The sequence below is a fragment of the Halopseudomonas salina genome (assembly GCF_008641105.1).
In genome coordinates this window covers 1-23,358 of the sequence record NZ_VTTI01000019.1, presented here as the reverse complement: position 1 = coordinate 23,358, position 23,358 = coordinate 1, and the positions used below count along the sequence as shown (strand labels likewise).

Sequence of the window (23,358 nt, the reverse complement as noted above, 5' to 3'; positions counted from 1 at the left end):
GAGGCCAATACGCTATCACCTGTTACCTATGTGCCCGGTTTGATCTGTAACCCATGTGCCCGGTTAGTACCGGTCAACATGGATCCCCGCGTTCGCGAGGATGACGTTTATGGGTGGCGAGGATGGCTTTTCTGTGGGGGGAAGAATGACTTTTGTGGGTGGGGGAGGATGACTTTTGTGGAGGGGAGGATCCATTGTTGGTTTGAAAAGAAGTAGGGAGCCAGGGGATAGAACTCTACTTTGAATGGTCATTTGTATTGGCCCATTTGCTGGCTTTTTGGCAGGATACCTCGATCAGTTATGGAGATTTCAGGGATGGCAGGGGACGTGAATTACGTGCAATCCCACCACAATCGTGGCCGCGGTACCGCTGAGGAAAACCGGCTGTATATTTTTTCGCAGCAGGTGTTTTTCTATTGCAACCCGCTGGACCGCCCTGTGTGGGTGGAGACTCACTGCTGCGTACTCTTTATCAGCGCTTATGCAGAGCCCTTCAGTGTGGATTTTGGCAATCAGCGTGTGGAGGCCCGAGCTCTGCTGGCGGGGCCATTGTTGCGGCGCAAGATAATCGCTGAGGGTGCGGGTCTGGTGGGTTTTTATATTATGCCCGAGTCGCCCCTTTACGCTTACCTGGTCAATACGCTCCCGCCAAGCGGGTTCAGGCCTGTGTACCGGGGCTTGATGGACGCTGTGAACGCGGAATTAATGGCACTGTATGAAGGGCGGGCAGATGTGGATCAGACCCTGGCGGTATCGGCGCATATGCACAAATTGTTGGCGCCGGGGTCTGCGGTGGGGAGTGCCAAGCCCTCTGCTGCAGAACTGACCGCGTTGATACGCTCGGATCCTGCCATCAGTCTCAGACAGCTGGCCGAGCGCAATGGGGTCAGTTATACACGCATGTCCCGGGTGTTCACGCAGAACGTCGGTTTATCATTTCGCGAGTACAAGAACTGGCTCAAGCATCTGAGGGTGGTTCGGCTCATGGATACTGGTATGTCGTTGACGGAGGTGGCTCAGGAGGCGGGATTTGCCGATCTGGCGCAATTCACACGAATCTACAAACGTTGGTACGGGAATCCCCCTTCCTACGTGCGGCAGCAGAAGAATATCAAGGTTTTCCTGACGTCCAATCTGGCAAGCCCGCCGTAACGGACTTGCCTCTAAGGCCTCATGGCTTGAGGATCAGGCCCTGATCTGGCTGAATATTGCCGTGCAGTGTGTCCAGGTAAGCCTTGCGAACGGCTTCCTGCCCTTCGACAGTGGTGATCTTCATCCAGCTTTCGACTGATGCTACCAGCGGTGCCCAGAGTTCAGCGAAGCGTTGCATCAATGCCGCATTGCCCAGCTCCTTGCCGCGAACTTCCCAATAGCCCGGCGCAAAGAAAACCTCAGGTTTGGCCCCTGGCAGATCCTTGTCCCCACCGCGTTGATCCCAGTGAGCTGCGCCGACCAGCGAGCTGAACAGCATCCTGTCTTTGAAGTGCTTGTGCAGTGCGGTTAACACCTCGCCGTTTCCGGCAAAGTCGACGGAGACCGTGCTCTGGTTGCTGTCCAGTTGATCAATGTCGTCGTAGCTGACAACGCGGTCGTAATATCCCAGGCTTTCGACAAAGGACAGGTTACCCGCTGAAGTCAAAGCGGTAATTGTCAGCGGCTTGCCGCGGGTCTTGCGCTGGTGCGAGAGCATGAATGCCAGTCCTAAAGCGGTCTTGCTCGAAGCGCTGGTGAGAATGATCTGGTCGGCGCCGAAAAAGTCCTTGGTTGCCAGAAAGTCATCCAATAGAAATGAGGTGATCAAGAGTGGGCGAAGCAGCATCTGCAACGCTTCATGTTCGGGCCGATAGGCCGGATCGCTATCGGTGAAAAGATACTGGTTATAGGCCAGAGCAAGATGCTGACGATGTTCGGAGGTATCCACGAAGCTGCTCTTGCTGACTTTGCCTGGCTTGACTACCAGCTGATTGGCCATGGGCAGGTACCCATACACCCGGCTGCCGGTTTTGATTTCAGGGTGCTTGGACGCTGCGACATCCGCGAAACCCCACACCGGTATCTGCCCCCAGGGTGCTTCTGCCGGAAAGAAATCCCAGTATTTGAATCGCTTGCCCAGGGCGGCGTATGTAATGTTGTTGGCAGTAAAGGCGAAGTGGTCGACCGTCAATAGCGCTTCTCCCTCGACGAGTTGATCCGCATTCACCTGTGGCATTTCCAGCGTGGTGCACTGGTCGAGGTTGGCCTGGTCAACGACAAAAGTCTGGTTGCTGGCGGTCATGAAATGGGACTCCCTGCTAGTTTTGGTTTCAGCATAGCTTGCCTGAGCTGGACCGCTGCGTCTGCCCGGAATCACAGGATCAATAGGGAGTAATAACCGGCCCCGAGATTCCGGCCAAAGCGCCCCACGTAATCTTTTGTACCGCCTCTGGCGCGAGACGTGGCGCGTGCTAGATTGATGCGCCCGCAATCGCTGGCGATCGCCCTGCAGGAGGGGCTGCAATCATGACCTTGATGGTAATTGTATTGTTTGTAATCGGACTGGTGTTGCTGGTTGCTGGTGCCGAAGTGCTGGTAAAAGGCGCTTCGCGTCTGGCAGCCGGTTTTCGTATTTCTCCGCTGGTCATTGGCTTGACGGTAGTCGCCTTTGGTACCAGTGCACCCGAACTGGCAGTTTCGACGGGCGCGTCACTAAGCGGGCAGGGCGATATCGCGCTGGGTAACGTGTTGGGTAGCAATATTTTCAACGTGCTGTTCATTCTCGGTCTGTCTGCCTTGATCGCGCCGCTGGTGGTTTCACGCCAGTTGATCAGGCTTGACGTGCCGATCATGGTCGGCGCCAGTCTGCTGGTAATACTGCTCGCACTGGACGGTTCTCTCGGGCGCTTCGATGGCATCCTGCTGTTTGTGTTGATTGTGGCCTATACACTGTTTCTGATTATCAGCAGCCGCCGTGCCAACCGGCCAGATGACGCCAGCGAGTTGGGTGTGCCAGGTCCAGAGCAGAGTGGCTCGGCGCTGATCAATATTCTGCTGGTGCTCGGTGGACTGGTCATGCTGGTGCTGGGAGCGCGCTGGCTGGTAGGTGGCGCGGTAGCCATGGCTACCAGTCTGGGCGTTTCCGAGCGTGTGGTAGCGTTGACCATTGTCGCGGCTGGCACCTCTCTGCCCGAGGTGGCGACCTCGGTTATTGCAAGCATCCGGGGTCAGCGTGATATTGCCGTAGGCAACGTGGTGGGCAGTAATATTTTCAACTTGCTGGCGGTGCTTGGGGTTTCTTCGATGCTCGCGCCGGCAGGCATCGCTGTGTCTGAAGCCGTACTGCGCTTCGATATGCTGGTCATGTTCGCGGTTGCGCTTGCATGTCTGCCGATCTTCATCAGCGGTCTGCGCATCAATCGCTGGGAAGGCCTGTTGTTCATGGCGTACTACATCGTCTACAACGTACATGTTGTGACCACTGACGGGGGCGCTGGTGGTGTACCCGGTCTGTCGAGCGCGATGCTCTACTACGTCATGCCACTTACTGCGGTGACGCTACTGGTTATTCTGTTCCGTGGGTCACGCCAGACAACAATCAACTCCTGATGCCGAGAGCGTGCAGGTCTGAGACCTGCACGCTCCAGCCTGCACTGTTGCAGGGCAGTTAGTCAGTCACTGCGTGCTTCCCCCTGGTGCGTTTGCATAGCGTTCCCATGCCCCTTTTTGCCTTTCCAATCTCGTCTGAACTGAATATTTTTTGCAGTTGCAAAGTCCCGTGCCAGAGCCCTTCTTTTTACTATTCCGACCTTTGACAACTCCCTGAGCTAATCTTTTTATCGGAAAAGTGACTACATGGTCATATAATTGCATTGTTCGGATGTGTCTCATGGTTAGATTGTTCTATTAGAACTGCCGTTTGTCATATGCCTTGCATTTATTGGCGTGTATCTTTGATTGGAGTCAATACACTGCCGGTTGAAAGAGTCAATCATGGAAATTGACCATGAAACTTTTACACCCATCTTGGCGCACGAGGACCATTGCAATGAAGCAACTTACACCCATGGATTCGCATTTCTACTACTTCGAAGCTCCTAACCAGCCAATGATGATTGGCAGCCTCTGGCTCTGCGATCAGAGCACTGCGCCAGACGGTATCGTGCGCCACAAGGAAATTCTGCAGTACATTTCCGACCGCCTGAATACAACCTCCTACTTCCGCCGGCGGCTCGAGCAGGCGCCCTTTCAGCTGGATGATCCCTACTGGCTGGAGGACGAGAATTTTGACCTTGAATATCACGTGCGGCATGTGGGTCTGCCCCAGCCCGGTGACTGGCGGCAGCTGTGCATTTTTACCGCGCGTACGATGTCCCGTAGTGTCGACATGGAACGTGCGCCATGGGAGGTGTACATCATAGAAGGCGTGAACAACGTCGAGGGTGTGCCGCCGAACAGCTTTGCAGTGCTGATCCGTTTTCATCATGCCTACGTTGACGGCAAGTCCAGCCTGGAGCTCAGTACCGCGTTGATGGAAGAAACCTCCGCGCATGAATACGGCCGCCGCGATCGGGTTGAAGTTGCCGAGCGTGCCCCGACCCGCATGGAGATGTGGGCTCGAACAGCACCGCGCATGGTCGGCCAGACATTTCGCAGCATGAAGGCAGGATTCAACTTCTCCCGCAAGAGTCTTGAGCTGGCGAATCGGTTTCGCAAGGAGGGTCTGCCAGAGCAGCGTCGGGTGCCCAAGACCATCTTCAATACCGCCGTATCACCGCACCGTTCCTATGGTGCCTATACCTGGATCATTCCGGAGCTCAAGCGGATGCGTCAGTTGCACAAGGGTGCAAGCCTGAACGACGTATTGCTGGCAATCATCGCGGGCGGGATGCGCCGTTACCTCGCCAAGCATAACCAGTTGCCCGAAAAGGACTCCCTGGTATCCATGTGCCCTGTGTCGATTCGTCCAGAGGACTCGAAGGTTGAGGGAGGCAATCTCATATCGGCGATGTATATCGCCATCGGGACCAATATGGCTGATCCGGTGGAACGCCTGCAGGCTGTTCAGGCGCGCACGGCCAGGGGCATTCCGATCGCCAAGGAAATACTCTGCGAATTGAGTAATTCAGCCGGTGACATGATGCCGCCGGCCATGCGTGCCCTGGGCGCCTGGGTGCAGAACAAGACGCACGTGACCAGCGCAGTACCGCTGATCAATACCGTGATCACCAATGTGCCAGGTATACCCGGGAATACCACCCGTTACTTTGCTGGTGCGGCAATTCGCGAGGTTTTCCCGCTCGTGCCCGTCTGTGATGGTATGGCGATAAGTCATGGCATGACCGGCATCTATGAGCGACTTAATCTGGGCGTGGTCGCTGATCGGGGCGTGGTGCCTGACATGGACTTCTATATTCAATGCATGAAGGAGTCCACCGAGGAATATCTGCAGGCCACCGAGGCACTTGAAGCGAGGGCCTATGAAGCAGCCGCCAGTCAGGTGCAGGCAGCCAAAGCAGCAGAAAAAAACCAACTGGCGACCCCGGCAAAAGCAGATGGCCTGCCCAAGGTCAAAGCCAAATCCGCTACCAAGGCTGCCACCAAACCTGCAGCCAAGACGCCAGCATCCGGAAAGCCCAAGGCAACGCGCAAGAAGGCCGCCCCCAACCCCATTGCTCAAACGGCTGATCCAGCTGTCGAGCCACCAGTGAAAAAGCGTCTTGAGGCGGTGCCAACCAGCAGTGCCGCGTCTTCGAAAGCCGCACAGGCTTTGGTGGTAGAGCCATCGAGCAGCCAGACGGAGCAGAGAAAGCAGGACGGTAGCTGAAACATCAATCGGTGAGCGCCTCGCCAGAGGCGCCAGCCATACCGGAGGTTGCAATGAAACTATTTGAAAAAGTCCGTAGCAAAACCCTGCTGCGAGAAATGGAGCAGGCGGAGACCTATGAACAATGGGCGGGGTTGGCCGCTGCCTGGGATGCACAAAACGGCATGGAGGACTGGAAACAGACGGACGCCTCCGACAGCTATGATTATCTGGGCATTCGTCAGCGTCTGGATCGCCTGCGCGAATTACGCAGCAAGGGCGAATATCACGATCTGCTGTTTGATCTGAACGAGGGCATACACGGCAATATTGGCGGCATGGGCAAGCCGTCGATGTATAACAAGGCCAAGTTCGGCACCAAGGATCTGATAACCGAATTCATCGAGGAAACCTGTGGTGCCCTGAAGGATCTCGATGAGGTGGACGACAGCATCATTTCTCTGGAAGAGAAGCAGGATTTCTTTTTGCGGGCCAGCCACTGCTTTGGTCGATCGGCGTTGATGCTCAGTGGCGGTGCGGTTCTCGGTTTTTTCCACGCGGGCGTGCTGAAAGCCCTGTTTGATCAGGGACTGCTACCGGAAATCATCTCCGGCTCAAGTGCCGGCTCCATCCTGGCTGCGACTGCCTGTACCCACGTGGATGAGGAACTCGAGCACCGCCTGAGTCTGGACAGTCTGCATCACGAGATAGAGGAAACCTCTGCCATTCGGCCTGCATTGTCGTTCTTTGGCAACCCACGACCCAAGATGGACGCCGAGAACCTGACCCAGTATCTGGCCAAGATTATTCCTGATCTGACCTTTCAGGAGGCGTTCGAGCTGACAGGCCGCAAACTGAACATCACCGTGACCGGGTTGGAGCGGCGGCAGGCCCCTCGGCTGCTTAACACGGTGACCTCACCGAACGTGCTTATCCGTTCCGCGGTGATGGCCTCCTGCGCGATCTATGGTATCTATCCCCCTGTCACGCTGATGTGCCGAAACGCCCACGGTGAAACCGTTCCCTATCTGCCGGATATGAAGTGGATTGATGGCTCCTTTGCGGATGATCTGCCAGCCAAGCGTCTGGCGCGTCTATTCGGTGTGAATCACTTTATATCGAGCATGACCAACCCTGCTGCGCTCGCGATAACCCCTGATCCAGACGCGCCGCCCACTGCCTTGCGGGCGATTATCAATTACCAGGCCAACCTGATTAAAAGCACCACGGCTGAAGCCATGAAGTTCGGCCGGGACAATATCCGTATCAAATCGCCGGTGATCAACCTGATGCAGCATCTGGCCTACGGGGTGTTGCGTCAGGAGTACACGGCCGATATCAATATATTCCTGCGTAACCGCTGGGACCATCCCGTTCGACTGCTCGCTGCGCCCTCGCGTGAAGCAATGGATCGGCTACTGTATGAGGGCGAGCGTTCCACCTGGGAGAAAATCGAGATGGTCCGCAACTGCACCGCTATCAGTCGCACCCTGGATGAAATCATTCATCGTCGAGGGTGGGAGAAGTAGGCACAATAGTGCTTTTGCAGGTGGAGTGGACATGAACGAAATCGTCGAGACGCAGCCTCTGGCCGGGCGGCATATTGCGTTACCGGAAAGTCGTGAGCTGGATTTGTTCGCTGACATGCTGGTAATCCGGGGTGCCAGGGTGCTGCGTTGTCCGCTGGTATCCATTCACGACGCACCCGACCAGGACGCTATAGCTGGCTGGCTACAAGGCTTTGTGGACGAGCCATGGGATGATCTTATTCTGCTTACCGGCGAGGGGTTGCGGCGCTTGCTCGGTACGGCGGAGCGCGCGGGGGGCAGCTTGCGTGAGGATTTCATTGCCAGGCTGGGGCAGGTACGCAAACTTACCCGCGGACCCAAGCCTGGCACTGCGCTGCGTAGTGTCGGCCTGAAGGCTGATCTCGTTGCTCTGGAGCCGACGACCGAGGGGGTCATCCGCACATTGCAACAGGAAAATCTGCAAGGCCGGCGCGTAGCGGTGCAGTTGTATGGCACCGAGCCCAACCTGCCCCTGATTGATTTTCTGCGTGAGGCCGGAGCCATCGCCAGTAGCGTGGCTCCCTATATTTATGCGGACGATGTGGAAGACGCGCGGGTGGAGGAGCTGGTGGCAGCGATTCTGGATGGCCAGCTTGATGCGGTTGCCTTTACCAGCGCTACCCAGGTGCGCAGACTCTTTCAGATAGGCCGACGGCAATGCGGTGAGCAGGCGCTGATCAACGGGTTGCGGCAATTGAAGGTCGCTGCAGTGGGCCCCGTGGTGGCTGAAGAGCTGCGTAACCGTGATGTGCGAGTGGACCTGATGCCGGAAAGCAGCTTCTTCATGAAGCCGCTGGTCAGGGAGTTGGTAAAGTCCCTTGGTCCGGTACCAAATTATTAAGGTTCCTGATCTATTGGTTGATCCTGCTCATTTCAGGGCGCCTGTGCGCCCACGGCTGCGCTTGCTCCAACTGGTTGGCCAGCTGCAACAATAGAGGCTCGCTGGCGCTGGGTCCGCAGAACTGGACGCCCAGGGGCAGTCCCTCGGCGGTCCAGTGCAGTGGTACGCTGATTGCCGGCGTGCCTGTCAGGTTGGCAAGCTGGGTAAAGGGTACATAGGTCAGGTTCTTTCGAGCCATATCCTCCACCATGTTATCCATCGCTCCCCAGCGAGCCAGGATGGGCAACAAGCCGCTAGCCAGCAACCAGCGCAGGGCTCGAGTCTGGCCCGCCGGAAGCTCGGCCTGTTCGTGGCGTATTGGCGGATGGGCAATAGTCGGTGTGAGATACAGATCATGTTGCTGATAAAAGGTCCCGAGAGCCTGGCTGAACTGATTCCACTGACGGTGGCTGTTGATATAGCTCGCGCTGGTCATCCCGCGTCCGAATGCGGCCAGGGCGCGGGTCAGTAACTCAAAGTCTTCATCCCGTGCACCCGTTTCCCGCGCTTGATCCAGGGTCGCGGCGACCTGGCCGAAATACATGTTCAGGTAGCACCGGGCCAGGGCCTGTCCGTTGTAATCGGGCTCCGCCTCGACCACTTCATGGCCCAATGACTGCAGCGTCTTTACGGCATTTTCGACGGCGCGCACCGCTTCGGGGTGAACGGGCGTATCTACTGGCGATCGAGTGGTGTAGCCGATACGCAATACCCCAGGGTCACGCGCAGCCAGATCGCGGAAAGAGGTCTGAGGTGAGGTGATTACAAAAGGATCCCCCTGATTCGGGCCCGCCAGAATGTCCATGGACAAGGCAGCATCGCGTACGCTGCGACACACAACAAGATCACTTGAGGCACCCTCCCAAATCTCGCCATGGGCGGGCCCCACCGAGACGCGTCCGCGGCTGGGTCTTAACCCGAGCAGGCCGCAACAGGCAGCGGGAATACGGATCGAACCACCACCATCATTGGCGCCAGCCAGTGGCACCATACCGGCAGCAACCGCCGCTGCCGAGCCGCCACTGGAACCGCCAGGGGTGCGCGTGAAATCCCATGGATTGCGGGTGTGGCCAAAGGCCTGGGGGTCAGTAACGCCCTTGAGGGCCAGTTCGGGGGTGTTGGTTTTGCCGATAATCACCGCGCCGGCATTGAGCAGACGCTGCACAATGTGTGAATGTCGCGTTGCCGGGATCCGGCTGAAAACCTTGCTGCCGTTACCGGTTGGTAGCCCGGCATAGTCCTGGATAGCATCCTTTATCAGGATGGGAACCCCAGCAAGCGGCCCTGTCAGTTGCTGCTGTGTGCGGTCACGCGCGAGCTCGAACATCGGCTGGCAGACGGCGTTGAGTTTTGGGTTGAGGCGATGATACTGCTCCAGCGCGATATCCAGCAGCTCCCCGGCGGAGGTGGTTTCTGTCGCGATCTGCTCTGCAAGACCAGTCGCATCGCTTTCAATGTATTCCTGCACAGTGAAGGGCATGCTTGCGCCACCTTGTTATTGTCTTTGAGTATTTACTCTAATAGAACGCGATTGGACCTTCGGTCGTCAAGTCAAACGCTGCTTTGCCCTTGTCAGCGGAAGCTGACAGGGCAACAATGCCGCTTCGCATGCAAACCACCCCGAAGGACGCTTGATGACCAACAACGCCGATGCTCTTCGCCTGCTGCCCGCTCAGCTTACCGCACCAATCGACCTGGACAGTCTGGGGTTCACTACCACTGACGACCTGGAGCCTTTTCTGGGTATTCTCGGGCAGGATCGTGCGGTAGAGGCTCTGCAGTTTGGGGTAGCAATGCACCGCTCGGGCTACAACGTATTCGTTATGGGTGAGCCTGGTACAGGGCGCTTTTCCTACGTAATGCGTTATCTGAAGGCTGAAGCCAAGCGTCAGATAACGCCCCAGGACTGCCTGTACGTAAATAATTTCGACGAGCCTCGCGAGCCCTGGGCGTTGAATCTTTCGCCTGGCACAGCCAGCGGGCTGCTCGAAGATATAAACAAGCTGATAGATAATCTGTTGGCTACTTTCCCGGCGGTATTCGAGCACCCGGCGTTCCAGCAGAAAAAAAGCGCGATTGATCGGGGCTTTAATCAACGCTATGACCGTGCGATCGATTCGGTTGAACGCAAGGCGCTGGAAAAGAATATTGCGGTGTATCGCGACGCCCAGAATATCGCCTTCACCCCGATGAAAGATGGCAAGGCACTGGACGAAGCCGAGTTTGCGCAGCTCCCCGAGGACGTCCGCGAGCGTTTTCATGTGGACATAGCCACCCTTGAGGAGGTGCTGAACGAAGCACTTTCAAGCTTGCCGCAATGGAAGCGTGAATCCAGTAATCAACTACGCGAGCTCAATGAGCAGACCATCACCGATGCGATCAAGCCGATCCTCGAGCCGCTGCTGGAGCAATACAGTGGCAACGAGGCGGTCTGTGATTACCTGAACCTGGTCCGCCAGAACCTCTTGAAAACCGTTGTCGAGCTGCTGGTTGACGAGCGTGCACTCGAACCCCGCCCCGAGGCCTATAAAAAGCAGCTGCTTACCGAACAGTACTGCCCCAGCCTGATCGTAGGTCATGCCGATACAGGTGGCGCTCCGGTGGTGCATGAGCCCCATCCGTCATACGACAACCTCTTCGGGCGCATCGAATACAGCTCCGAGCAGGGCGCCCTGATTACCAGCTATCGGCATATTCGCCCCGGCGCATTGCACAGGGCCAATGGCGGCTACCTGGTGCTCGAGGCGGAAAAGCTGCTGGGTGAGCCTTTTGTCTGGGACGCTCTCAAGCGCGCTCTGCAGTCACGGCAACTGAAGATGGAATCACCCTGGGCCGATATGGGGCGGTTGACCACTGTGACGCTGACGCCCGAGGTCATCCCGCTGGCCGTCAAGGTCATCATCATTGGCTCGCGTCATCTCTACTACACACTGCAGGACCTGGATCCGGATTTTCAGGAAATGTTTCGCGTTCTGGTGGACTTTGATGAGGATCTGCCCCGAACCCCGGAAAGTATCGAAAGTATGGCTCAGCTGCTCAAGACGCGGACCTCGGAAGAGGGGATCGCGCCGCTTACTGCCGCGGCTGTCGCGCGAGTCATGACCCATAGCGCGCGTCTGGCAGAGCACCAGAAGCGGCTGTCTGCGCGTATCAGCGATATTTTCCAGTTGGTTGCAGAAGCTGATTTTACCCGGCAACTGGCAGGCGATCCGCTCATCGACACTGCGCATATCGAAAGAGCCCTGCAAGCCAAGGAAGCCCGTACCGGGCGCGTCAGCGCGCGAATCCGTGAGGATATGCTCTCCGGCGTCATTCTGATTGATACTGATGGTGCCGAGGTCGGCAAGTGCAACGGCCTCACCGTGCTGGAGGTGGGAGATTCCGTATTCGGTGTGCCAGCGCGAATCAGTGCCACCGTTTACCCCGGCGGCAGTGGCATTGTCGATATCGAGCGAGAGGTGGAGCTCGGGCAGCCCATTCACTCCAAGGGTGTGATGATTCTGACCGGATATCTGGGTAGTCGTTACGCTCAGCATTTTCCCCTGGAAATCTCTGCCAGTATTGCCCTGGAGCAGTCCTACGGTTACGTGGATGGCGACAGTGCCTCCCTGGGAGAGGTGTGTGCACTGATGTCCGCTCTGTCGCGAACGCCCTTGAAGCAGGGGTTTGCCATTACCGGGTCGATAAACCAGTTTGGCGAGGTGCAGGCTGTGGGCGGTGTTAACGAAAAGATCGAAGGATTCTTTCGTCTGTGCCTGGCACGAGGATTGACCGGCACACAGGGTGCTATCATCCCGCGGGCCAACATCCCTAACCTGATGCTCGATCAGAGCGTGCTTGATGCGGTGGAGGCAGGCATGTTCAATATCTACGCGGTCAGTCAGGTAGACCAGGCTATGGGTTTGCTGGCGGGCGAGGAAACCGGCATAGCCGATGATTCAGGCCATTATCCTGAAGGTACCATCAACGCACGAGTGGTTGGTCGGCTGCGAGAGATTGCAGAGTTACAGCGTGACGATGAGTCCGGTTCCAACGAGGCTGAGGTGTCGAAACCAGCCAGTCGAACTTGATCACTCGATGAACAATCGCGCGCATGCCAGCCCAGGCATGCCGCGCAGCATTGTTTCCCATGTTTACTAACAGAGTTATCCACAGATCGTGTGGAGTATATTCAAGTCGCAGACGGATTCCGAAATTGTCAATACCTCAAAACCGTGAGGTGCATCAAGGGGGAGGTGCTTCAGTAAAAATGGTCTTTGTCCAGCTGTAGCCTGCATGAAATGGTGGCCAACAGGTGTTTGAATTTACTAGTCAATTATTCTGGCTGTTTTTTGTACTCTGCCACGGATAGCCGCTCTACTCGGGCTTGCGCACTACTTATATCCGGCTACCCACAGAGTTATCCACAGTATTTGTGAACAACTTGCCCGACACGCGGGCAACCTGACTGAGAAAGGTATCAACGAATATGGAACGTGCACTGGAAACCGTCTTGTATGCTGCCCGCTGGATTCTGGCACCAATTTATCTGGGTCTGTCGCTTGCCCTCTTTGCCCTTGCAGTCAAGTTTTTTCAGGAGGTGGTGCATCTGCTTCCCAATCTGTTTGCCATTGCCGAGGCGGACCTGATTCTGGTGGTGTTGTCGCTGGTCGACATGGCCCTGGTGGGCGGTTTGCTGGTCATGGTGATGATCTCCGGCTACGAGAACTTTGTTTCCCAGCTGGATATCAAGGAAGGTCAGGAAAAGCTGAGCTGGTTGGGAAAAATGGACTCGAGCTCGCTGAAGATGAAAGTGGCCGCCTCGATCGTGGCCATTTCTTCGATTCACCTGCTCAAGGTTTTCATGAACGCGCAGAACATCCCCAACGACAAGATGATGTGGTACGTGATCATTCACATGACCTTCGTTGTGTCGGCATTTGGCATGGGCCTGTTGGACAAGATCGCCAAGGCCGAAGGCACCCTGTCAGTGAAAAAGGACAATATGTAACACCTGCGAATGGAGCATCATCCGGGGCAACGGTATAGTTTTTCAAATGCCTGCCCCGGAGTGATTTGATGACGCTCGACGAACTGCACAAAATGGCCAGTGAAGGTCAGATTATTGAACTGAATGTACTCTCCCATGAGGGTTCCATTTACCTTGTCGAGGCGGTGTTGGAAAGTCGCCAGGAGATTCTCAAAAAAGAGCCCGGTGACAAACGGCCCTGGACATTCCGCTCCTTCGAGGAAGCGCGCAGAACGCTTGTCGAGATACCGCTGGAGACCATTGATCTGATTCACCACAATGTCTACGACGAAATAGGCCCTGCGGGGCAGAGTAACGCACCCAAGGCGCCCCCCATGCGTCTTACGTATCCCTTGCACACATGACGCGTAATCTGATTCTGGTGCTGGGTGATCAGCTCAGCCATGACCTCGTCACCCTGCGTGATGCAGATCCCGAAATTGATCGCATCCTCATGGCGGAGGTTCGGGAGGAGGGGTGCTATGTGCCCCACCATCCCAAGAAGATTCTCTTGATCCTGTCTGCCATGCGGCATTTTGCCGTGGAGTTGGAAGCGCGAGGGTTCTGCGTTGATTACATCAAACTTGATGACAAGGACAACACGGGTTCCCTGCCAGGGGAGTTGGAACGCGCGCGCAAGCGTCTCCAGCCCGCATCCATTTTGCTCTGCGAGCCCGGCGAATGGCGGTTGTTGGATGCGTTTAATGCCCTGAAAGAGACCTGGTCCGAGTTGCAAGTGCTTGAGGATGACCGGTTTCTGTGCAGCCATGCCCGTTTTGCAGATTGGGCTGGGGACCGCAAGCAGCTGCGCATGGAGTTTTTCTATCGCGAAATGCGTAAAGAGCATCAGTTTTTACTGGATGCCGATGGGGGCCCCGAAGGAGGCAGTTGGAATTTTGATTCGGACAATCGCAAGGCGTTGCCCGCAGACGTTCGTATACCGGTCCAGCCGCACTTCCCCCGGGACAAGATAACCTGCGAAGTGGAGGCGTTGGTCGCCGAACACTTTGCAGACCATTATGGGGTGCTGGAGTATTTTGATTATCCAGTTACAGCCAAGGAAGCAGAAAGTCTCTGGGACGCTTTTCTCGAACAGGGCATGCCGCGCTTTGGCGATTTTCAGGACGCGATGGCGGATCACGAGCCGTTTCTGTTCCATGCGCGCATCGCCGCAGCGATGAATATTGGTCTGCTGGATCCCCGCAGGGTATGTCTCGACGTACAGGCAGCCTATCAGGCTGGCGATATACCGCTGAACGCGGCTGAAGGGTTTATTCGGCAGATAATCGGCTGGCGCGAATATGTGCGCGGTATTTATTGGTTACTGATGCCCGATTACGCCGAGAAGAATACGCTGGGCAACACCCGGAATCTGCCGGAGTTCTACTGGACCGGTAAAACGCGCATGCGTTGCATGCAACAAGCCATAGGCCAGACTCTGGAGCATGCTTACGCTCACCATATCCAGCGCCTGATGGTGACCGGCAATTTTGCGCTATTGGCAGGCATCCAGCCAAAACAGATATGCGACTGGTATCTGGCTGTGTACATGGATGCCTTTGACTGGGTCGAGTTGCCCAATACGCTGGGTATGGTTATGCATGCGGACGGTGGCTATCTGGGCTCCAAACCCTATTGCTCCAGTGGCCAGTACATCAAGCGTATGTCCAACCATTGTCAGGGTTGCAGCTACAAGGTCACCGAGAAGACCGGTGAAAAGGCCTGTCCTTTCAACTCCCTGTACTGGCACTTCCTTATGCGCCACCGCGATCAATTCAAGGGCAACCACCGGATGAAAATGATCTATGGCACCCTGGACCGCATGACAGAAAAGAACCAGCAGGCGCTGTGGGATTGGGGCGAGACATTGCTCAAGCGATTGGATCAGGGCGACGCCCTGTGAGGAAAAAGGCAGACCTGCCGAGCAAGGTCTGCGTGCAATGCGGGCTGCCTTTCAGTTGGCGCAAGAAATGGCAACGCTGCTGGGACGACGTCAAATACTGTTCCGAACGTTGCCGCCGCCAGAAGGGTCAACCTCCAGCGGGTTAGGTGTTATCGGCTGGCCTTGAGCACAACAAACTTGGGGTTGGCAGCCAACTGCTCGACCTTGTCGAAATTGGCCCGCAACTTCACATGATATCCCAGGTGCCTGTTGCCTACCACCATCAGGCTGCCCTCGGCATCCAGTGCTTCACTGCTTTGAGTAAACAGTCGCTTGGCCGCCTCGTCACCTACCGCCTGTTGCTGATGGAAGGGCGGATTGCACAGCACCAGCTTCACACTAGCGGGTGGCATATCCTTGAGTCCATCACTGACCAGAAACTCGGCCTGCCGCTCGGGGAATGCGCGAGCAAAATTGAGCCTTGCCGAGGCAACTGCCGCGTGGGACTCATCAATGAACACCAGCTGGGCTTCGGGGTTGAGCTGAGCGGCCTTGATACCTAGCGCGCCATTCCCGCAACCCAGATCGACGATGCGTTGATCGCCTACAGCGGTCGGCAGGCTTTCGAGCAGGAGCCGTGTGCCGTTATCCAGTTTATCCCTGGAGAATACGCCGGGCAGGTTGGTGAGCTCCACTGACACACCCGGCAGGGAATACTCGGTCGTCAGATCAACTTTGGCTGGCGCCAGATTCGCATCGAACGTGGCGGTCAGAAGCCGGGCTTTTTTCCACGCCAGCGACGCCTGATAAGGGCCAATATGTTTTGCCAGCAAGTCACCCGCCGCATGGGGCAGATGCTTGAGCATGGCGCCGGCAGTCACGGTCGCATCATCGGTCAGGTGTTCGCGCAGGCGGGACAATTGATCTTCCATCAGTGCCAGACTTTTCGGCACTCTGATCAGAACCTGCTTGTAGGGTCCCTGCGGCGCCTGCTGACTGTCGATGAAAACCACCGCGTCGGGCTCCAGCTGGTTGTGCGCCAGATTGGCTTCCAGTGCCAGCCTGGCCAGCTCGGAGTCACTCCAGCTATGGGGTTTCAGAGCTGGGTTGGCTTTTGCCAGGGCGCATGCCAGGGTTCCAAAATGATCGTTGATGACCAGCACCGGCAGGTCTGCCCCAGGCTGTTCAGCAAGCGTCTGCAATAGATACACATCTGCAGTATCGAATGCCTGAAGGGTAGGATTTTCGGTGACGGGGTAGCGCTCTAGCTCCAGTGAGCCAAACGCGGTGGTGCAAGTTTGCATGGGGATGCCGCTTTAAATGAAGAGGAACAAACAACTGGGGCCCAGTATACCCCAGTTGGCGTCCTCGGTACTGCTATGGCTCCCGGCGTTGCTGCTGGAGCAGATCGCGAATCTCACCGAGCAGTATTTCCTGCTTGCTCAGTGTTTCCACGGGTGGCGGGGCAGGTTCTTCCACCTCTTCGCGTTTGAGGTTATTCATCACCTTGATGGCAACAAAGATGGCCGCTGCGACGATCAGAAAATCGACGATGCTCTGGATAAACAATCCGTAGCCTAGCGTTACCGCTGGCAGTTCACCCTGGGCGTGCCTTAATACAATGGCCAGATCGGCAAAATCGACCCCGCCGATCAGCAGGCCCAGCGGCGGCATTGCCACGTTGGCGACAAAAGACGAAACGACCTTGCCAAAGGCGGCGCCGATTATGATACCAATCGCCATCTCGACAACATTTCCCCGCATTGCAAACGCTTTGAACTCATGTAGTAAACGCATGGCAACTATTCCTGTGTAGTGCTTCCCTGGAGCGGTAGCAGCATCTATTTGAGCTCGTGTTGCAGGCTTTCGCAAACAATTTTCAATGCCTGTATTCGGCCGTGGCGTTTGTTTTCGCTGGATATCAGGTGCCAGGGTGTTTCAGCGGGGCTGGTGAACTCCAGCATATCGTGCACTGCTTCGCGGTAGGCGGACCATTGCTTGCGATTGCGCCAGTCTTCGTCGGTCAGCTTGTAGCGTTTGAGCGGCGAGTTCTCACGGGCCTTGAACCGATCGAGCTGTTCTTCGGGGGTGATCGCCAGCCAGAACTTGATAACCAGGGTGCCGCTCTGGCGCAACTGGTGCTCGAAATCATTGATCTCGCCGTAGCCGCGCTGCCACTGTGCCGCACTGCAAAAACCTTCGACTCTCTCGACCAGTACCCTGCCATAGTAGCTGCGATCAAATACAACAATGGTCCCGGGGGCGGGAATGCGCCGCCAGAAACGCATCAGATAAGGCTGTTGTCTTTCTTCATCAGTCGGGGCTCGGGTGCCATGCACGCGCAGAAAGCGTGGGTCTAGGCACTCTGTTATGCGTCGTATGGTGCCGCCTTTACCCGCCGCATCCGTGCCTTCGAATACCAGCATCAGGCTGCGGCCGGAAAAGTCGGGGTGTCTCACCAGCTGACGCAGCAGGTCCTGATAATACTCGAGCTGAATGCTGTACTCGTCCTTGGTCAGCGCAGGGCTGTAATCCAGTTCGTCCAGTCGGGCGTGGCTGGAAGAAATCCAGCTATGGGGCCGAGCGCTCTGTTTCTCACCCTGCAATTTTGACTGGATGGCATCAAGAACCAGTTGGCCAATAAACAGGTCCCGTTGCTCTGCATTGTTGCTGCATACGCGGCTCCAGGAAGCGCCCTCGGTGGATGTCAGGTCGATCATCAGTTCTGCGGCGCTATGCACTTTCTGGAACTCTGCAGGTTCAAGATCGCTCCACTCACGCATCGCCACCGTTGTGGTGGGCGGTGAATCACTGGTGCCGGGTTTTGTATCGTCATACTCCAGCCAGACTTTGAGCACGCTCGCACCCTCATGCACCAGCAACTGCTCGAAGCGCAGGATATCCTGCATCTGCTCGGCAAACTGCTCCTCGGAGATCTGGCCCGTGCAAAGCTCCCTCAATGGCTGGTGATACCAGGAGCCCAGATAAAAGCCGATCTCGCCGTCCAGCGGAAGCGTCCGGCAATAGCGCCAGAAGCGCGGCATCTGTTTTTCCAGCCCTCTGGGCAGGGTAAAAGCCCGAGTATTGAGAAAGCGATTATCCAGCCATGCATAGAAGGTATGAATAATCTCTGCCTTGCCGGCATGGTCATTCCCACCGATCAGTAGCAGGATGGGGCCCTTGCCTGCTTTGCGTAATTCGAATTGCGCTTCAAGCAATTGCTCATTCAGCTTGGCGACGGAGTCCTTCCCGGATTTTTTGCTTTTGGCAGTATCAGACATTGGCCGGCCAGCTTATCTCGGGAAGATGCTCGAATCCGGGCTTGGCAAACAGGAAACCCTGAAACAGGAAAACACCCATCGATTGGAGCAAGGTCAGTTCTTCCAGACTCTCGATTCCTTCGGCGATAACGTCGATACTCAGCGCCTCGCAGACGCCGATAATCCCCCGCACAATGGCCTGGCGGACAGGGTCCTGATCGATATCGCGGACAATGTCCATGTCCAGCTTGATGATGTCTGGTTGGAACTCGGCCAGCAGGTTCAGGCCGGAATAACCGGCGCCGAAGTCATCAATCGCAGTTTTGAAGCCCTGGCGCTTGTATTCCTTGATGATACTTTTAAGGTGTTCCTTGTCGACCAGCTTTTCGTTCTCGGTGATCTCGAATATCAACCGATTGGTCGGAAAGTTGTAGCGTCGTGCGGCTTCAAGGGTGGCGCGAATGCAGGTTGCGGCCTGATACACTGCGTTGGGCAGAAAATTGATGCTTATATAGCAGGGAATCTGCAATCTCGAGGCGAGCTCTACGGCCTTGACCCGGCATGACTGGTCGAAGATATAACGATTGTCTTCATTGACTTTGGACAGCATGCTCGCTGCTCCCGCGCCATCAGTGCCACGTATCAAGGCTTCATAGGCAAACACGCTATTGTCGCGGGTGTCGACTATAGGTTGAAATGCCATGGTGAAGTCAAAGCAGAGTGGCTCGTTGTCCTGGCAGGCTTTGCAGGGTTTGGGAATTTCGATCTGGGTCGGCATACAATGGTCTCTTGTTCACATACGGGCAGAGTATAGTCGATAACAATGCTGGCCATTGGCCTGTCAGGCCGGACGGCTTAACGACACGCCCATCTGTTTTGAAAATAGCATCTTTGTTCCGTCCCCGGGGAGCTCTATGGCAAAAAACAAGCGCATATATGGTTGCACCGAGTGTGGCGCGACATTTTCCAAGTGGGCGGGGCAGTGTGGTGAGTGTCAGGCGTGGAATACGCTGGTGGAAACGGTGGTGGACACCACGCCAACAGGTGGAACTGGTCCAGCAACCGGGCGGAGCGGCCACTGGGCTGGGCAGGCTGCGCAGGTGCGGACGCTGGCAGAGGTGTCCACTGAAGAAGTGCCCCGGCAGCCCAGCGGATCCTCCGAGCTTGATCGCGTGCTGGGGGGTGGCCTGGTGTCGGGGTCGGTCGTACTCATAGGCGGCGACCCGGGTATCGGCAAATCGACAATCCTGTTACAAACCTTGTGTCAACTCGCCGAGACTATGCCAGCCTTGTATGTAACCGGTGAGGAGTCGCAGCAGCAGGTGGCTATGCGCGCCAGACGTCTGGGTCTGCCAGAGGAACGTCTGCGGGTAATGACCGAAACCTGTATCGAAAGCATTATTGCCACAGCGCGGGTGGAGAAACCCCGGGTGATGGTGGTGGATTCCATCCAGACGATCTTTACCGAACAGTTGCAATCGGCCCCCGGGGGCGTTGCCCAGGTGCGGGAAAGTGCGGCGCTTCTGGTGCGTTATGCCAAGCAGAGCGGGACGGCGATCTTTCTGGTGGGGCATGTGACCAAGGAGGGCTCCCTGGCGGGGCCGCGGGTACTCGAGCACATGGTAGACACGGTACTGTACTTCGAAGGCGAATCCGATGGGCGCCTGCGCATGCTGCGGGCGGTCAAGAACCGTTTCGGGGCGGTCAACGAGCTGGGCGTATTTGCAATGACCGACAAGGGCCTGAAGGAGGTTTCAAATCCCTCGGCGATTTTTCTCTCGCGCTACGACACGCCCATCCCCGGCAGCGTGGTGATGTCCACATGGGAAGGCTCCCGGCCCATGCTGGTGGAAGTTCAAGCCCTGGTTGACACCTCTCACCTGGGCAACCCGCGGCGGGTGACCCTGGGTCTGGACCAGAACCGGCTGGCCATGCTGCTAGCCGTACTGCATCGGCATGGCGGCGTAGCTACCTATGATCAGGACGTCTTCGTTAATGTGGTGGGCGGCGTCAAGGTGCTGGAGACTGCGGTCGATCTGGCATTGCTGGCTGCGGTCATGTCGAGCCTGCGTAACCGTCCGCTGCCCATGGATCTGATGGTGTTCGGTGAGCTGGGTTTGTCAGGGGAGATTCGGCCGGTGCCCAGTGGGCAGGAACGATTGAAGGAGGCGGCCAAGCACGGTTTCACCCGCGCCATAGTGCCCAAGGCGAATGCACCGAAAGAGAGTCCCAAGGGCATGCAGGTGGTAGCCGTAACGCGGCTTGATGAAGCGTTATCGGCTATTTTCGACTGACAGAGGGGTCAGAGCAGGCCGGCGAGCTCTCTCTCCAGTAGTTTTTCGTCACCCGTATTGAGCGCAACCAGGCGTTTGAGATGGCTGATCGAGTCCAGATCAATGTAATCGCACTCGAATCCCAGCAAGCCTTCCTCTGCGTGGGCCAGGTGCACGTCCATGCGTATCTGGCTCCCTTCTGCCAGCTCGATGACGGCATCGAACTGGCCAGTGTTGCTGAGGCTCGCCCAGTCCTTGGGTTCGAGCACCAGTAGCCCGTGCAGCGACAAATCGACCAATTGAACATCGATATCTACACCGTCCTGGCGCAGACTGGTTTGTGCGTCAAAGGGGACGCGGGTAAAACGGCGGCGGTCGTCACTCATGGCTGTTGCCTTGGCATGATACGTGTACCCTCCACTATAGCTGCAATTTGCATTGTCAGATCACTCCCTGCGCAAGCATTGCCTCAGCTACCTTGGCAAACCCCGCCAGATTGGCGCCTTTCACGTAGTCGATATGATCCTGTTGCTTGCCGTATTCCACGCATGACTCATGAATGCAGCTCATTATTTCCTGCAGGCGTTCATCTATTTTCTTCGCATTCCAGTGCAGGTGCATCGCATTCTGCGCCATTTCCAGTCCGCTCACGGCAACTCCGCCGGCGTTGGCTGCCTTGCCGGGGCCAAACAGGATGCGTGCCTGCTGGAAAGCCTCGACGGCTTCATTGGTCGAGGGCATGTTTGCTCCTTCAGTCACGCACTGGCACCCGTTGTCGAGTAGTGTGCGGGCATCGTCGCCATTCAGCTCGTTCTGCGTAGCGCAGGGAATGGCAATATCGCATTCAAGGTGCCAGGGAGTTTGCTTCTCCAGAAAATGCAGGCCGTTGTGCTGGTCCAGATCCTTGAAACTACCGCCCTTGCTGTTTTTCAGCTCCACGATCGCTTGCCATTGATCGTCCGTCAATCCGTCGGGGCTGTGCAACGTGCCGGTGGAGTCGGACATTGACACAACGATACCGCCGAGCTGCAGCAGTTTGTAAACGACGTGTTGGGCGACGTTCCCTGCACCGGAAACTGCAATGCGTTGCCCCTCGATGCCTATGCTCCTGGTGTTGAGCATCCTTTGCGTGAAATACACGACCCCGTAGCCGGTCGCTTCGGTGCGCAACAGGCTACCGCCGTAGCTCAGGCCCTTGCCAGAGAGTGCGGAGGTGTTGCGATTGCTCAGGCGACGATACTGACCATAGAGATAGCCTATCTCCCGTGGGCCGACGCCGATATCGCCAGCTGGGACATCAAGGTCCTCGCCGATATGGCGTGATAGCTCAGTCATGAACGACTGGCAGAAACGCATGATCTCGCCGTTGCTTCTACCCTTTGGGTCGAAGTCTGCACCGCCCTTGCCGCCGCCAAGCGGCAGAGTGGTAAGCGCATTCTTGAAAACCTGCTCGAAGGCGAGAAACTTCAACACTCCCAGGTCCACCGAAGGATGAAAACGCAGCCCTCCCTTGTATGGGCCGATAGCGCTGTTCATCTGCACCCGATAGCCACGGTTGACCCGCACTTTCCCCGCATCGTCTACCCAGGGAACGCGGAAGATGATGGTGCGCTCGGGCTCTATGAGGCGATCGATAATGCCGTTATCGAAATATTCGGGATTTTCTTCCAGCATGGGCCAGAGACTGGTGAGAACCTCTTCCACTGCCTGATGAAACTCCGGCTGATCCTCATCGCGTTGCTGCATTTCCTTTATGTACTCGCTCAGGGTCTGACTCATGCCGGCCTCTTGGATTTTATGAATGCCAAGACTCTAGCAGAGCAATCGGGGCCATTGGCCGCAGTAAACACCTGGCAACAAAAGGAGGGGGGCTGCCGGCAGAAAGCCGGCAGCCTGCCTGAGCTCAGGCCAGCTTCTTGTAGCGTACCCGATGAGGTTGGGCGGCAGCTTCGCCAAGACGCTTCTTGCGGTCGGCTTCGAACTCGGTGTAGTTACCCTCGAAGAAGGTGACCTTCCCTTCATCCTCGTAGGAGAGGATATGTGTGGCGATACGATCGAGGAACCAGCGATCGTGAGAGATAACTATGGCAGAGCCGGGGAAGTCGAGCAGAGCCTCTTCCAGTGCACGCAGGGTTTCTACGTCAAGATCGTTGGAAGGTTCGTCGAGTAACAACACGTTGGCGCCTTTCTTGAGTGTCAGCGCCATGTGCAGGCGTCCACGCTCACCACCGGACAGATCCTTGACGAACTTCTGTTGATCGGCGCCCTTGAAATTGAAACGCCCTACATAACCCCTGGAGGGCACTTCATAGTTACCCACCTTGATCATGTCGAAGCCGTCGGAGACCTGCTCCCAGACAGTCTTCTTGCCATCCAGTTCGTCTCGACTCTGGTCAACGCTGGCAATCTCGACCGTTTCACCGATATCGATGTTGCCGCTGTCAGGTTGCTCCTTCCCAGTGATCATCCGGAACAGGGTGGACTTGCCGGCGCCGTTACCACCGATCACACCGATAATCGCACCCTTGGGTACTGCAAAACTCAGGTCGTCGATCAAAACGCGATCACCGTACCCCTTGCTCACGCTGTTGAATTCAATGACCTTGTCGCCCAGTCGGGGACCGGCGAAAAAATTCCTGCGACTGCAGCTCCTCGAAGCGCTGCATGCGCGCCTTGGATTTTGCCTGACGGCCCTTGGCCCCCTGACG

At 56.6% G+C, this 23,358-nt stretch carries 19 protein-coding genes and 1 pseudogene; 11 read left to right on the top strand and 9 right to left on the bottom strand.

The genetic code is table 11. The features are described 5' to 3' along the window. The first annotated feature begins 315 nt into the window (after positions 1 to 315). Complete coding sequence (locus FZF01_RS18915; protein ID WP_188434408.1) at positions 316 to 1,152, top strand: helix-turn-helix domain-containing protein; 837 nt, start codon at positions 316 to 318, stop codon at positions 1,150 to 1,152. Between the two features lie 19 nt (positions 1,153 to 1,171). Here FZF01_RS18915 and FZF01_RS18910 read toward each other — a convergent pair whose 3' ends face one another. After that, complete coding sequence (locus tag FZF01_RS18910; protein WP_150278217.1) at positions 1,172 to 2,275, bottom strand: DUF2855 family protein; 1,104 nt, start codon at positions 2,273 to 2,275, stop codon at positions 1,172 to 1,174. Between the two features lie 224 nt (positions 2,276 to 2,499). On the opposite strand from FZF01_RS18910, the gene FZF01_RS18905 reads away from it, so the two are divergent. From FZF01_RS18905 to FZF01_RS18890, 4 genes are all read left to right on the top strand, one after another. After that, positions 2,500 to 3,582 (top strand): calcium/sodium antiporter, encoded by a 1,083-nt coding sequence (locus FZF01_RS18905; RefSeq protein ID WP_150278218.1) that lies wholly within the window; start codon positions 2,500 to 2,502, stop codon positions 3,580 to 3,582. Between the two features lie 439 nt (positions 3,583 to 4,021). Then, complete coding sequence (locus FZF01_RS18900; RefSeq protein ID WP_188434407.1) at positions 4,022 to 5,800, top strand: wax ester/triacylglycerol synthase family O-acyltransferase; 1,779 nt, start codon at positions 4,022 to 4,024, stop codon at positions 5,798 to 5,800. Between the two features lie 53 nt (positions 5,801 to 5,853). After that, complete coding sequence (locus FZF01_RS18895) at positions 5,854 to 7,308, top strand: DUF3336 domain-containing protein (protein ID WP_150278220.1); 1,455 nt, start codon at positions 5,854 to 5,856, stop codon at positions 7,306 to 7,308. A gap of 31 nt (positions 7,309 to 7,339) precedes the next feature. After that, on the top strand, positions 7,340 to 8,188 hold the full coding sequence (locus tag FZF01_RS18890; protein WP_150278221.1) for a uroporphyrinogen-III synthase: 849 nt from the start codon (positions 7,340 to 7,342) through the stop codon (positions 8,186 to 8,188). A 10-nt stretch (positions 8,189 to 8,198) separates the two neighbouring features. Here the strand turns inward: FZF01_RS18890 and FZF01_RS18885 are convergent, their stop codons facing one another. Continuing rightward, positions 8,199 to 9,707 carry an amidase gene (locus FZF01_RS18885; protein ID WP_150278222.1) on the bottom strand — a complete coding sequence of 503 codons (1,509 nt, stop codon included), beginning with the start codon at positions 9,705 to 9,707 and terminating at the stop codon, positions 8,199 to 8,201. A gap of 154 nt (positions 9,708 to 9,861) precedes the next feature. Here FZF01_RS18885 and FZF01_RS18880 point away from each other — a divergent pair, with 154 nt between their 5' ends. The 5 genes from FZF01_RS18880 to FZF01_RS18860 all read left to right on the top strand — a co-directional run bounded on the left by FZF01_RS18880 (position 9,862) and on the right by FZF01_RS18860 (position 15,284). Continuing rightward, the gene (locus FZF01_RS18880; protein ID WP_150278223.1) at positions 9,862 to 12,297 is read left to right on the top strand and encodes a Lon protease family protein; all 2,436 of its coding nucleotides are present in this window, start codon (positions 9,862 to 9,864) and stop codon (positions 12,295 to 12,297) included. Positions 12,298 to 12,695: 398 nt separating this feature from the next. Continuing rightward, positions 12,696 to 13,217 (top strand): TIGR00645 family protein, encoded by a 522-nt coding sequence (locus FZF01_RS18875; protein ID WP_150278224.1) that lies wholly within the window; start codon positions 12,696 to 12,698, stop codon positions 13,215 to 13,217. Between the two features lie 68 nt (positions 13,218 to 13,285). Next, the gene (locus tag FZF01_RS18870) at positions 13,286 to 13,600 is read left to right on the top strand and encodes a DUF6482 family protein (RefSeq protein WP_150278225.1); all 315 of its coding nucleotides are present in this window, start codon (positions 13,286 to 13,288) and stop codon (positions 13,598 to 13,600) included. Continuing rightward, positions 13,597 to 15,138, top strand: coding sequence for a cryptochrome/photolyase family protein (locus FZF01_RS18865; RefSeq protein ID WP_150278226.1), 1,542 nt, complete (start codon positions 13,597 to 13,599; stop codon positions 15,136 to 15,138). The genes FZF01_RS18870 and FZF01_RS18865 overlap by 4 nt, the downstream gene beginning before the upstream one ends. Then, positions 15,135 to 15,284 carry a DUF2256 domain-containing protein gene (locus FZF01_RS18860; RefSeq protein WP_150278227.1) on the top strand — a complete coding sequence of 50 codons (150 nt, stop codon included), beginning with the start codon at positions 15,135 to 15,137 and terminating at the stop codon, positions 15,282 to 15,284. Before FZF01_RS18865 ends, FZF01_RS18860 begins: the two co-directional genes overlap by 4 nt. 3 nt (positions 15,285 to 15,287) lie before the next feature. On the opposite strand, the gene FZF01_RS18855 is transcribed toward FZF01_RS18860, so the two are convergent. The 4 genes from FZF01_RS18855 to FZF01_RS18840 form a co-directional block, all read right to left on the bottom strand. After that, entirely contained in the window at positions 15,288 to 16,421 is a 1,134-nt protein-coding gene (locus tag FZF01_RS18855) for a methyltransferase (protein WP_150278228.1), read from the bottom strand. 73 nt (positions 16,422 to 16,494) lie between these two features. Then, positions 16,495 to 16,914, bottom strand: coding sequence for a large-conductance mechanosensitive channel protein MscL (gene mscL, locus FZF01_RS18850; protein ID WP_150278229.1), 420 nt, complete (start codon positions 16,912 to 16,914; stop codon positions 16,495 to 16,497). A gap of 44 nt (positions 16,915 to 16,958) precedes the next feature. Then, positions 16,959 to 18,398: a hypothetical protein gene (locus tag FZF01_RS18845; RefSeq protein WP_150278230.1), complete on the bottom strand. Its 1,440-nt coding sequence runs from the start codon at positions 18,396 to 18,398 to the stop codon at positions 16,959 to 16,961. Then, positions 18,391 to 19,155, bottom strand: coding sequence for an EAL domain-containing protein (locus FZF01_RS18840; protein WP_223825484.1), 765 nt, complete (start codon positions 19,153 to 19,155; stop codon positions 18,391 to 18,393). The genes FZF01_RS18845 and FZF01_RS18840 overlap by 8 nt, the downstream gene beginning before the upstream one ends. Before the next feature lie 136 nt (positions 19,156 to 19,291). Between FZF01_RS18840 and radA the strand changes: the two genes are divergently transcribed. Further along, a complete protein-coding gene (radA, locus tag FZF01_RS18835) occupies positions 19,292 to 20,671 on the top strand; it encodes a DNA repair protein RadA (RefSeq protein WP_150278231.1) in 1,380 nt (459 codons plus the stop codon). Positions 20,672 to 20,679: 8 nt separating this feature from the next. Here the strand turns inward: radA and FZF01_RS18830 are convergent, their stop codons facing one another. From FZF01_RS18830 to FZF01_RS18820, 3 genes and pseudogenes are all read right to left on the bottom strand, one after another. Next, positions 20,680 to 21,036, bottom strand: a complete 357-nt coding sequence (locus FZF01_RS18830) for a PilZ domain-containing protein (protein ID WP_150278232.1) — start codon at positions 21,034 to 21,036, stop codon at positions 20,680 to 20,682. 55 nt (positions 21,037 to 21,091) lie between these two features. Beyond that, positions 21,092 to 22,429, bottom strand: coding sequence for an NADP-specific glutamate dehydrogenase (gene gdhA / locus FZF01_RS18825; RefSeq protein WP_150278233.1), 1,338 nt, complete (start codon positions 22,427 to 22,429; stop codon positions 21,092 to 21,094). A 124-nt stretch (positions 22,430 to 22,553) separates the two neighbouring features. After that, positions 22,554 to 23,358, bottom strand: a pseudogene (locus tag FZF01_RS18820) (ATP-binding cassette domain-containing protein); the annotation flags it as partial.